Annotated in this window: 12 protein-coding genes; 2 read left to right on the plus strand and 10 right to left on the minus strand. The window is 39.7% G+C overall.

Annotated features, from left to right (window positions below; translation table 11 throughout):
• Together IIB50_02150 and argS are read right to left on the minus strand one after the other, a co-directional pair.
• A partial coding sequence (locus tag IIB50_02150) for a class I tRNA ligase family protein (protein MCH7529896.1) occupies positions 1-3330 on the minus strand: 3330 nt, incomplete at its 3' end.
• Positions 3331-3376: 46 nt separating this feature from the next.
• Positions 3377-5032 carry an arginine--tRNA ligase gene (gene argS, locus IIB50_02155; protein MCH7529897.1) on the minus strand — a complete coding sequence of 552 codons (1656 nt, stop codon included), beginning with the start codon at positions 5030-5032 and terminating at the stop codon, positions 3377-3379.
• A 135-nt stretch (positions 5033-5167) separates the two neighbouring features.
• Between argS and thyA the strand changes: the two genes are divergently transcribed.
• A complete protein-coding gene (thyA, locus tag IIB50_02160; protein ID MCH7529898.1) occupies positions 5168-6049 on the plus strand; it encodes a thymidylate synthase in 882 nt (293 codons plus the stop codon).
• Positions 6050-6120: 71 nt separating this feature from the next.
• On the plus strand, positions 6121-6600 hold the full coding sequence (locus tag IIB50_02165; GenBank protein ID MCH7529899.1) for an HIT domain-containing protein: 480 nt from the start codon (positions 6121-6123) through the stop codon (positions 6598-6600).
• Between the two features lie 31 nt (positions 6601-6631).
• On the opposite strand, the gene IIB50_02170 is transcribed toward IIB50_02165, so the two are convergent.
• From IIB50_02170 to IIB50_02205, 8 genes are all read right to left on the minus strand, one after another.
• Positions 6632-7468 (minus strand): hypothetical protein, encoded by an 837-nt coding sequence (locus IIB50_02170; GenBank protein MCH7529900.1) that lies wholly within the window; start codon positions 7466-7468, stop codon positions 6632-6634.
• Positions 7468-8127, minus strand: a complete 660-nt coding sequence (locus IIB50_02175; protein MCH7529901.1) for an adenylyltransferase/cytidyltransferase family protein — start codon at positions 8125-8127, stop codon at positions 7468-7470. The genes IIB50_02170 and IIB50_02175 overlap by 1 nt, the downstream gene beginning before the upstream one ends.
• A 232-nt stretch (positions 8128-8359) precedes the next feature.
• Entirely contained in the window at positions 8360-8782 is a 423-nt protein-coding gene (rplK, locus tag IIB50_02180) for a 50S ribosomal protein L11 (GenBank protein ID MCH7529902.1), read from the minus strand.
• A 141-nt stretch (positions 8783-8923) separates the two neighbouring features.
• The gene (gene nusG, locus IIB50_02185; GenBank protein MCH7529903.1) at positions 8924-9469 is read right to left on the minus strand and encodes a transcription termination/antitermination factor NusG; all 546 of its coding nucleotides are present in this window, start codon (positions 9467-9469) and stop codon (positions 8924-8926) included.
• 140 nt (positions 9470-9609) lie between these two features.
• A complete protein-coding gene (gene secE, locus IIB50_02190; protein MCH7529904.1) occupies positions 9610-9792 on the minus strand; it encodes a preprotein translocase subunit SecE in 183 nt (60 codons plus the stop codon).
• 463 nt (positions 9793-10255) lie between these two features.
• The gene (locus IIB50_02195) at positions 10256-11059 is read right to left on the minus strand and encodes an SIMPL domain-containing protein (GenBank protein MCH7529905.1); all 804 of its coding nucleotides are present in this window, start codon (positions 11057-11059) and stop codon (positions 10256-10258) included.
• A 70-nt stretch (positions 11060-11129) separates the two neighbouring features.
• On the minus strand, positions 11130-11894 hold the full coding sequence (locus tag IIB50_02200) for a sulfite exporter TauE/SafE family protein (GenBank protein MCH7529906.1): 765 nt from the start codon (positions 11892-11894) through the stop codon (positions 11130-11132).
• Between the two features lie 127 nt (positions 11895-12021).
• Positions 12022-12454, minus strand: a 433-nt coding sequence (locus IIB50_02205; GenBank protein ID MCH7529907.1) for a TlpA family protein disulfide reductase, incomplete at its 5' end; no start/stop codon positions are given.

The raw sequence follows: 12454 nt of genomic DNA on the forward strand, positions 1-12454 counted from the left end.
TCCTTTAACTATACCCACAAATTCAGACAGACTACGTATGGCAGTAAGACTAAACTGTACACCTTTGACTCCCTTAATAGGTACGAAAGGTGTATCTTCTATGAGTATCATACCCTTCCAATTAGCCTCATACATAAACATATTAATAATGTCATACACCGCCTTATAATCATATATTCTTTTTCTAACAATAGTTTTCATTTCTGTCTTTGATACTTTAACTCTTAATTTCTTAAGTGGTTGGCGAACTTTAATCCCTGCTTCATCGCGTAATTCAAGTACACTTGAAACAACAGAGCGCACTTCGTGCATGTCAACAAGCACATCTTCATCTATTTCATCTGCTGTAGGCCACTGCTCAAGATGCACACTCTCAACGCTACCTGCTTGTGCTCTTTTAACTTGCTGGTATAGCTCCTCTGCAAAAAATGGCATGAACGGCGCCATTATCTTTGAGAGTTCAAAAAATATAAATGCAGTGGTCTCAAGTGCCTGCTGTTTATCATTTTGATCATCGCCCTTAAAACGATTGCGAGAACGCCGCAAATACCATGTTGAAAAATCATCTGTAAAAACCGCTATTGGACGAGTTGCACGATCAAGCTCATACTTCTCCATGGCTTCTGTTACTTCAACGATAAGTTGATTGAGTCGGGAGAGAATCCATCTATCTAGAATATGCGCACTGTCGGGATTCCCATCTTGATGTTTGTCTGCGTACAATGCATAGAACAAGTGGATATTTGACAGACGCATAATAATTTTTCTCATCACATCACCAACACCTTGTTCAGAAAAGTGTAAATCTTCTCCCCTCATAATCGAAGATGAAAGAAGATAGTACCGCAATGAGTCAGCTCCATATGTATGCACCACATCCATCGGATCTGGATAGTTTTTGAGACGCTTACTCATTTTCTGTCCATCTTCGGCAAGTATAGTGCCATTTACTATTACATTTTTGTACGGACTTTTGCCAAAAAGTGCAGTACCAAGCACAATGAGGGAATAAAACCATCCGCGAGTCTGATCTATCCCTTCTGCAATAAAATCAGCCGGGTAGCCACGAACGCGACGAAATAGTCCTGGTCGTGGGTTGAACTGATCAAGATTTTCAAACGGATAGTGAAATTGCCCGTATGGCATGGAACCGGATTCAAACCAACAGTCAAATACCTCTTCTATTCGTTTTAATTTCCCACCATCGTTACCTAAAAGAGTGACTTTATCAATTGATGGACGATGCAAATCTATCTCGTAGTTACTGTTGTGGGGAAGTGGTACAAAAAAAAGCTCTTTTACTTCACCTGTCCTGATGTAATCATCTTCCTTACCTCTTATATCTATTGTTCTTGCAATATCAGCACCTTCAGAAACAGCAGTTAATAGCCATGCGACATACTCATGTGTAACGATAAGAATATTCTTTTCTTTATATTTATTTTCAATATCATACAAAAACTTCCCAATACGTATTTTCATTTCAGAGAAGTTTTCTCCACCGTCAGGAGTTTTAACAAACTTGTCTTCGTATGTTGAAGCAAACTTTCTATACTCTGAAACTGGTTTATTGTTAAGTTTCCCTAAATTAATTTCTGCAATCCTCTTATCTTCTAGAACTGCTGATTTTGGTAGACCAATTTCTTTTGCAATAATTTCCGCTGTTTCTTTTGTCCTTAACAGTGGGGATACAATTATGTAATCAATTTTATTGTCCAAAGAACGGGCTGCAAAAAGTGCCTCATTTTTTCCTTTTTTTGTGAGTTTGTGTTGGTTTTCAACAAGTGAACTTATTATTCCCTTTACATTACTTTCTGATTCTCCATGCCGTACAATAAAATATTTATTTTTGGAAGAAATTGTTCTCTTTCTTAACTCTTTAATAGAACCTATTATCTCTATTTCACCTGTTCTTTCATTTCTCCACACAGGAAGTGGCGCACCCCAATAACGTGAACGGGATATCGCCCAGTCGGGTGCCCCACCGAGCAATTTGTGGAACCGTCGCGTTCCGATTTCTTTTGGAACCCAACGAATGTTTTTATTTTCTAAAACAAGTTTGTTTTTGAGAGCGGTTACTTTCACAAACCACGACGAGGCAGCATAGTTTAAAAGTGGTGTATCGCAACGCCAACAAAATGGATAGGGGTGTATGATTTTTTCTTTTGCAAACAACAGTCCCTTATGTGCCAGGTATTTTATTATTTCTATGTCGGTTTTTTGGTGATTCTCTTTTGGTTTTACCAATAGTCCTGCAAAATTTTCTACCTCTTTTGTAAATTTACCATCGGTTCCGACATGATGAACTAGTGGAATTTCATTTTTTTGTGCAAGCTCCATATCCTCTTGCCCAAATGCAGGAGCTATGTGTACTAGCCCAGTACCCTCATCCATTTTTACATATGGAGCGTGGTATATTTTCCACGCATTTTTCTTGCCGGGGAATTTCGCATTTTTGTAATAATTAAATGGCGGCTTGTATTCTTTGCCCAGTAGTTTGCTTCCACTAAACTCCTCAAGGATTTTATATTCGCTACCAAGTATTTCAACTCGATCTTTTGCCACAATCAGCCGCTCCTTATCCATTAAAACTTTTATATACGTTTTGTCTTTATGCACCGCAGCTGCCATATTGCCTGGTAATGTCCATGCTGTCGTAGTCCAAACAAGTAGATATGTCTTTGGCTCATCTTTAAGTTCAAGCTTTACGGTTACTGCAAAATCAGTGATATCTTTATATCCTTGACTGACTTCAAAGTTTGATAGTGTGGTCTCGCATCGCGGACAAAGATGCATTGATTTAAATCCTTTGTAAATAAGTTTCTTATTATAAAGAGTTTTGAATACCCACCAGACAGACTCGGTGTACGTTGTATCCATGGTTTTATAATCCCTCTCCATATCAACCCAACGCCCCATGCGTGGCACGATCCGTTTCCAGTCATCTTCGTAGCGTAAAACGCTGTCGCGTGCTTTCTTATTAAATTTTTCAATTCCGTAGTTTTCAATATCACGCTTGGTCCCGAGATTCAGCTCCTTTTCTATTTCGTTTTCAAGTGGAAGACCGTGACAATCCCATCCCCATTTGCGCCTCACCCTGAAACCTTGCATTGTCTTATAGCGTGGAATAGCATCTTTTATGGTTCCGGCAAGAATGTGTCCAAAATGCGGGAGGCCTGTTGCAAACGGTGGTCCATCATAAAAGACAAACTCTCCACGTGGAGCATCTTTCTTCTCTGATTTTTTAAAAATGTCATTCTTGTTCCAAAACGCAAGAATTTTTTCTTCACGCTTCGAAATGTCGCTGTTTTGCTTATGTTTTTCTGACATGTCGTTTTTTCATAATATCATTTTTATCTACAGATTTCACGATGGATTACATCTTCTCTGGAGTCTTGATCCCTAAAATCCACAGACCGTTTTGTATAGTGATTTGAAAAGCTCGCGTAAGAGCCACTTTGTATTCAGCGTGTTCCTTCGCATCAACAATTCTTTCTTGTGCATAAAACGAATTAAATGCCCCAGCAAGTTCTATTAAGTATGTCGTAATGTAATGTGGTTCGCGATGCTTTTGAGCGCGCTCTATCGTTTCTGGGAAACGATAGAGTAGCTTTTCGAGTTCTGAAATTACATTTGATCGCTTTTTAGTACTTTCTTTAATTTCTTGCTCATCTGCTTTTGAAAGAATAGCCTGCGCTCGCGTATGTGCATATTGCAAATACGGGCCAGAATCCCCTTCAAATGACAGAGCCTTATTCAAATCAAAAATAATATCTTTTCCTGCAGACTGTTTAAGTATTGAATATTTAAGCGCACCGATTGCAATCTGCTCGGCAACTATTTCTTTGTCTTGAACATCAGTGTCTTTCATTTTTTCAAGTACGCTCTTTGTTATCTGTCCTATCAAACTCTCCGCTGTTATAACATCACCTGTTCGCGATGACATCTTCCCAGACGGTAAGCGCAACATGCCGTGAGAAATATGTATTGTTTTTTCTGCAAGTTCCGGATAAATGAGTTTTATTGCAGAAAGAAGTACTTTGAAATATTCACGTATTTCATTGCCAGTAACGACGATAGATTCATCATATTTATATTTATCGTATTTTATTTTTACCAGTCCAAGCTCTTTCGCTTCGTATGTCGGCAAACCTTCCGAGGTTAAAAATACTCGTGTGTGCAATCCATATTTTTCACCTCTAAACACTATTGCGCCGTCACTTTCTTCAAAAATGTTTCCAACATTTTTCTCTACGATTTTTTTACCAAAAGGCCAAACTTCGCTTTCAAAAAAGTAGTAGTCAAATTTTGTATTTAGCTTCTTATATATTTTTTCAAACTCTTCTAGAGTCGCTTTCCTCCCTTCTTCATACAACATGTTTATTTTTTCGTCGCTTTTTTCATATATGGATTTGTTGAGTGTATCTATTGCATTTTTATTTGTTTTATATTCTTGCGTGCCTATCGTGTATACTTCCCCCCAGCTCGAATTTGGCTTTTGCATTCTCCCCCAGATTGCTTTTGCAACATGTAATCCCACATCACTTTGATAGTTTGCGCGCTTAACTTCGGCACCTGAGAATTCAATGAGTCGTGAGAGTGACTCACCAATAGCATTGCTCATCAAATGTCCAATGTGAAATTCTTTAAATGGATTTGGGTCGGTGTATTCAACCATTATCTTTTTACCTGAAAGACTTTCGTTACTCCCCCATTTTTCTTTTGCACTTAAAATTTCTGCAATGCTGTCTGCAAAAAATTCGTGTGAGAGAAAGAAATTGATAAACCCAGAACCAGCGATTTCGATTTTCTCAATCTCTTGTGGCTTGTTCTCACGTATTTTCTCCGCAATATTCTCTGCCAGCTCTTTTGGACTCTGCTTAGATGTTTTTGCAAGCATCATCGCGATATTACTTGAATAGTCCCCATAGCTTGTGCTCACAGGGTGTTCAAGTTGAATGCCTTCGGCTTTCAAAGAGAGCGAGTCAAGCGCTTTTTGTATTTCTTTTTTTATTAAGTCAGTTGGCATCATTATGTGTCATTCTATCATCAGATAAATACAAACCAAACACCTTGACTGTAAAGCCATAAAACGTTACGGTAACGCAAGTTTAGATCATTACAAAACGAAAATCCACAACATTCTACAGACCAAAGGAGATATCCTATGACATTCTACAAACCCTTTGCAGAGCGGTCACCAGACACACAGTACCGAGACCGACTTCGTCAAATTCTAGACACCGGAGTGCGGGTTGCTGAAACACCACAAGGGATTGGAGCAATTACCTGCTTCGGCGAATTGCCTCCCATGGTATTTGACTTAACGAATGGGGCGCCACTAATCACTGAGCGAAAGATTGGTTTTTGGCGCAAGCCCATTGCTGAAATTATTGCGTTTGTAAACGGTATACGAACACTCGACGGACTTGTATCGTACGGATGTGATTTCTGGGAAGACTATCGAGGTAAAGGAACGAGATTAGGCCTAGAACCTGACGATCTTGGCCCAGGTTCATATGGTGGTGCGTTCCATGATTTTCCAACACCAGACGGTGGTGTATTCAATCAATTCGAGCATGTCATCGAACAAATCAAGAACTACCCATCAATTCGCACACATCTCGTGTCCCCATGGATACCATACTATATTGGCCGCGGCGGGCACCAGAAGGCAGTAGTTTCACCATGTCATGGATGGCTTCATTTCCGTGTTTTTGGTGAAAAACTTTCCATGCGGATGGACCAGCGTTCTGCTGATTTTCCAATCGGAGTTCCATCCAACATGATTCAATATGCAGCACTTCTTCTCATGGTTGCCAAAGTTACTGGACTCCGACCCTGGAAATTCATTCACACTTTCGCTGATGCCCATATATATGAGAATCAAATTCCAAAAGTACGAGAATTGTTGGAGCGTAACCCACGTCGATTTCCTACGCTAAATCTTGTTTCTGATAACACAAATTTATTTGCGTTTGGGAGTGATGATTTTTTAATCGAAGATTACGACCCGCACCCATCGATGCAGATTCCTTACGCACCGTAGTGGATATTGGAAATCATTATTAGGCCGTCTGCTTTGCAGATGGCCTTTCTTCTTTTATACTAAAGAACGTCATGGTTAAAAAAACTAAGAAACAGCGTGTTGATGTCAAAAATTCAATCGGGCGGACACAGTATAAAAAAGTGTTGCAGAAGATTGATTATGACAACGTGTGTCCTTTCTGTCCTAAACACTTTTTCAAATATCACACCCAACCGATTATTCATAAGGGTAAATACTGGTTTGTAACAAAAAATTTTGAACCGTACAAAGGATCTAAAACGCACCTGCTTTTAGTGCATAAAAATCACATTGAACATATTTCTGATTTAAAAAAAGAGGCTTGGTATGAACTATTAGGTCATCTCACATGGGTTAGTAAAAAATTTAAACTTAAGGGCGAAACATTGGTGATGCGTTACGGCGACACTCGTTATAATGGTGCGAGTGTCAATCATTTACACGCACAAATTATTTCAGGAGTTGCACATACAACAAAAAATACAAGGCTAATAAAAACCGTTGTTGGATTTGGAATGCAAAATAAAAAATAAAAAAACCCCTGTCAAATTAACAGGGGTGCGTTCACATGCGCACATGAACGAGTTCAATGTCTCGCGCAAGTAAAACATCTTGGGCGCCAACGAGTGAATATCCTTCTGAATAATACACTCTTTTAATGCCTGAATGTGATAGAGCCTGCGCGCACGGTGGGCATGGAAATGTAGTGATGTAGAGAGACGCTCTTTCAAGACTGATTCCACTTTTAGCCGCAGCCGCAAGAATGCTTATCTCCGTATGAGGTACTGATGACATATCGATTGATTCTCCGGCCTCAAAATGACTTCGCGGATCACCGACAAGATATGGGCTGTGTTCCGATGGTTGGTGCTTATTAAATGCAGTAAACAAAACAGTACCATCTTTTACTACCAGGGCTCCTATTTGTCGCCACCAGTCAGAACTCTGTCTTGAAAGTGCATATGCTCTACCCATAAACTCACGGTCGAGCTCATCACAGCTTACAACTCGGTGCTTCATTGGTGCTGTTTTGGTGTGAACACTGCCCCAGTCCCAACGAAGCCAAACTGATTCAAAATGAATCGGTAAGTTTCGGAAATACTTCTTCGCGAGAGCACGTGAGACATCCTCGTCAGGCATTATAATTTTTATTCCACCCGTAAACAATCCACTGATGTAATCCGATTGGAGCACTTGAACATCGGAAAAGATATCAAGAGCTTTTACCATGATAACGACATCTTCCGGTGTGTTTGCCGGGAGATTTCGCACAAGGCTCGTGTGTTCCTTTATGAGCTCAGAACCCATTACATAAAGTGATCCACCTGCATACTTGCGGAAGAACTCAATGTACCCGCGATGAGGTGAAGGAACATAGGAAACAATTATTTGCTTTGACATTAGCCACCTCCTTCAAAATAAGCTTCGATTGTCTGTTGTACTTTTCCGCCAAGTTCTGTGGCACCATCGATTGATAGACGACGTATACGTGCAGAAGTTGACGTTTCTGCCTGTGGTTCAAGATTCACAAGATCACCACAGTATTTCTTTAATACCTCAACGTCAGGAGGTAGATCCTTCGTCGACGTGGAAATAATTAGTACATTAGGCAGTACAATCTTAAACAGCGTGTTAGCTTTATATTGCGGTGTAACAATATCTACCGCACGTAAATATGCGAGCACGCGGTAACGTTCATCCTCAGGCACAATAGGACGTTTCGGACCTTTGCGCTCACTTGTTAATTTATCTGTATCTACACCAACTACCATGACTACACGCTCGAAATCAGAACAAATCCGTTTTGCTTCCATGTGACCACGTTCTATGTATTTCGCATGACCAATATGGAGGAGGTCCCAGACACCTGTAGTAAATGCAATCGCACATCCCATGTGTCGAAAATTCTCAAGTAATTCCTTAAGCTCCTTATGATCAGAAACAAAACGATCTTCAAAATCACCTGAACCTGTGATGATTCGTGTTGCACGCTTCATCAACAGATTAGGTTCGGTGGGTTTATACGTGCTGTTTTTAACCGCCTTTGTAGCTTTTTTCATAACATTTCTCTCTTTGTAAAGAACTAAACTATCACACAGAATAGCACTTTTTTAAAAAAACAAAAGGCTCAACATTGTTGAGCCTTTTTCTGCTATTGATCCAAAAAAAGAAATATCTGGCAAGATTCATAGAAGTGCTTATCGCACTTCTATGCCTTACAGGAGCTGTGCACTTTTTGGCTATTTTGCTGTAGTGCTTTGCAAAATAGCTCAAAAACTCGATTGAGGTTCTCTACTTCACCTCAATCCCCATTGAGCGGGCGGTGCCTTCAATTATTTTCATTGCCGCTTCGGTGTCATTTGCATTTAAATCCTGCATTTTTTTCTCTGCAATTTCCCGAACTTGCGCTTTGGTTACCGTACCAGCTTTGGTGATCAGATTTTTACCAGAACCTTTGTCTTTACCGAGCGCTTTTAGAAGCAGACGCGAAGCTGTAGGAGTCTTGAGTACAAAATCAAAACTTCGATCTTCATACACGGAGATTTCAACGGGAATGATATCTCCCATCATTTCTTTTGTTGCGTCGTTAAACTTTGTGACAAATTCACCAATGTTTATTCCCGCCTGACCCAAAGCAGGACCCACAGGTGGAGCTGGGTTTGCTTTGCCTGCCGGAATCTGAAGTTTTAATTTTTTTTCTACTTTTTTTGCCATGATTGATTTTTAATGAGTGATAACGAATATATAAATCATCACCCTGTTAAATTCCGCGAAGCGGGAGCGATAAAGTCGCATTTAACAGGGTTAAGAAAATCACATCCCTTCTCGCTTGGCAAGCTCGTAATCATTGATTTTCTAAATTTTCTTAACTTGCAAGAAATCGAGTTCTACTGGTGTATCGCGACCAAACATTGGAACAAGTACTTTTACCTTGCCCCGCTCCTCATCTATTTCGCCAATTTTGCCTTCAAGCTCCTTAAATGGTCCGTCAACTATTATAACCGCTTCGTCTATGGATAGATCAATTTTGTGCCTTACGGTCTCTGAATTCATTCTCTCGAAAATCGCATCGACTTCCGTCTTTACAAGAGGTACGGGGTGAACTCCAGAGCCGACAAAACCAGTGACACGAGGAGTGTTTCTGACCACATACCACGAATCATCGTTTACAATCATATCCACCAACACATAGCCGGGATATATTTTTTCCTCTTCTTCCACCCGTTTACCTGCCTTTATTTTTATCTTTTTTTCGGTTGGCACTATAACATCGAAAATCTGATCTTCCATACCAAGAGATTCTATGCGCTGTTTTAGATTGCGCTCAACTGCGTTTTCATAGCCTGCATATGTGTGTACAGCATACCAGTTACGTTCCTGACCTATTATTTGCTTTGCCATGTACCCTCTCTAAATTTTTAGCTATTAAATAATCAGTAATTTTGACTCACTTGTAAATAATTTATTTTATCTCCTAAATTTCTTTTCCCCACTTTTTTATTTAGCTTCGCTAAACTTAGCTAAAAACTTAGGAGGGTGAATTAAATGATGAACGTTTCAAGAAGAAAAGTGAAAACGAAGTCAAAGAAGCCTAAAAAAAGCGCCGTAAAAATTGAAATGCAAATAACAAGCACGGTAAAGATGATTGACTGCTTCCTCGTAGGCCAGCTGACGTGTTTGAGTTCTCCTTTTGTTTCTTTTATATAATTGATTAATCGGCTCATGCTGTTTTTTAAAAAAAAACACCCCTCGGGGCTTTTATGAATACTACATCTTTGTAAAAATATGTCAAGAAAATATCCAGCGGTCTGTGACTGCTGGATATAATGTTTACTTCCCAAACTGTGGCGCTATTAAGCGACCTTTTTTCTTGCGAAACGACTTTTTTTGTCGCTACCGATAGTTGTACTACTACTGTCGTCGCCGTCCTTTGTTACGACTTTGTTTTTTTCAACAATTTTATACAAGGCCTTTCTAACTTCAGCACCTAATTCGCCAGATTGCATATCCGCAAGACTACACGAGATAGTCATAAAAAACCTCCTAATTTCAAATTAACATAAAGTGGAACAACAAAACTTTAGAATCTTCACCTTGAAGAAGAACATAAAATAACCTTTTAGTCAAGGACTAGAAGGTTATTTTATGTGCACGCCCCCCCCGAGGTCGGACCTCCGTGGGGTGGTATTAGCGTATTTCGTAAGTAATAGTTACTCTCGATACTATTTTATTCTCACCCACTGGAATCTCTGGTGCCATAGATCCACCCACTTTCCCCAATACTGTCGCTTCTGCAAAATCAAATCGCGGGTAAAATGGTTGGTCGCCAAATTCAGAGAAGTTCACAACGCGTACAAGTTTTACATCAAGATCTTTTGCTAATTCTTTTGCTTTTTTTTGCGCTTCATCAATTGCTTTCTTTCTAGCTTCTCTGCGAAGCTCACTCTCGTCGTCAATTGTAAAATTAAGTCCGCTTATATTACTTGCTCCACGTTCCCCTATTCCTGCGACTATACTCCCCGCTTCATCTGTGTCGCGTACCTTAACTAAAATAGTTTGACTCACCTCAAATCCTGAGAGTACCCGCTCGCCACCAGGAGGACAAAATCCGCCAGTACACGATTCATGTTTGTATTCGTACTGTGGATACACATTGTAACTGATTGTTTTGATATCTTTTTTTCCAATATCATTTTTTTTCAAAAACGAAAGAATGTCATTTATTTTCTCTGCTGCTTCATCTTGTGCAGCCGTTACTGTTTCTCGTTCTTCTATAACAGAAAAAGAGAATTCAACAACGTCGGGAACTGCAAACACTTCACCTGTACCGGTGACGCTCACCACATTTGTGGCTGGTACGCCACCACCGATAAATCGATACTCTTTAATCTCACTAATGGTCTTCATCACCAAAAATACTGCAAGAAAGATAAGTACGAGTATCATAGCCTTCTGTATGCGTATATTTGTCATTATAGTATCTTCTTCCATAAAAAGTTTTTTAGCTTTTGTAATGCAAATCAGTATATACCTAAAACATCAAAAAAGAAAAGTGGGGATATCAAAGATAATCCAGAAGTCTGTCGTACTCAATAAAATCGAAGATTTGGAAGCCATATTGGATTAGCAGACTGAAGTTATTGGTAAGAAGAAGTATTCCAATAAGAATGAGAAACATTCCACCAATTATCGACATCCATTTAAGATATCTAGAAATCTTTTCTATGTACTTGGTTGCGTGCGAAAACCCCAATGCGACAAGTAGGAATGGAATCGCAAGCCCTACTGAAAACACACTTAGAAGCACCGCTCCTTGAAACGCCGTTGTGGAAGTAGACGCTAAGAGAAGTATGGAACCCAAGATAGGACCAACACACGGAGTCCAACCAAATGCGAATGCCGATCCAATGGTTAGAGAGGTGGTTGGTCTACCTATTTTAAGAAATGATGGCATTTTTATCCGCCGGTCAATCTGCAAAAACGACAAGTTGAAAACGCCGAGCATAAACAGTCCAAACAGTATCACCAATACACCACCAATGCGCGTCAGCCAAATACGATAGGGTACGAGCCCTTGCCCTATGAGCCCTGCAAGCGTACCGAAGACAATAAAAACAATAGTAAAGCCGAGAATGAAAAATACTCCGTTGAGAAAAATTCTTCTTCTGGCGAAGGCAGCACGAGTTGGATCTTCCAAGTCTTCGGTCGATACACCACTTATAAATCCAAGATACGCTGGCACCAATGGCAAAGTGCATGGAGCCAGAAATGTAAGCAGTCCAGCTACAAATGCCGCTATAATAAATCCGATGCTAATTGGTTCCATGTTCCCTCTCTAAATTTTTAGCTATTAAAAATCGATATTTTAAAATCTACTGATAAATAAATTTATTTTGTCTCCCAAATTTGCTTTCTTCACTTTTCGTTTAGCTTTGCTAAACATAGCTAAAAACTTAGAAGGGCGAATGCAAAATTAAATTAACCTTTTCTCTCATTTCGGAGAGCTCCATCGGTCCTCGTTTATGTACTCGAATGTTGCCATTTTTGTCTACAAAAAGCGTTTCAGGCATTGAAAATCCTCCGATTGACTGGTAAAAGCTATCTTTCAGGTCGAGAAGAAAAGTTATTTTATCGGTCACACCAAATCTGTCACTAAATTCTTTTGCCCGCAAGAGTGGTTCCGACCGATTAATCGCAATGACCACAATCTCACCCTCAAACTCATCCTGCAATACTCCGAAATCAGGTAGCTCATCAACACAAAACGGACACCACGATGCCCATGAATTTATAACAAGTGCTTTCCCTTTAAAATCAGACAGTGATACTTCGTTTTCGTCATAGTCCATAAGAATAAAATCTGGAACGGTATCAAAGGTTGTATTA

The sequence above is a fragment of the Patescibacteria group bacterium genome (assembly GCA_022560785.1).
GTDB lineage: Bacteria > Patescibacteriota > Minisyncoccia > Phycocordibacterales > JADFSL01 > JADFSL01.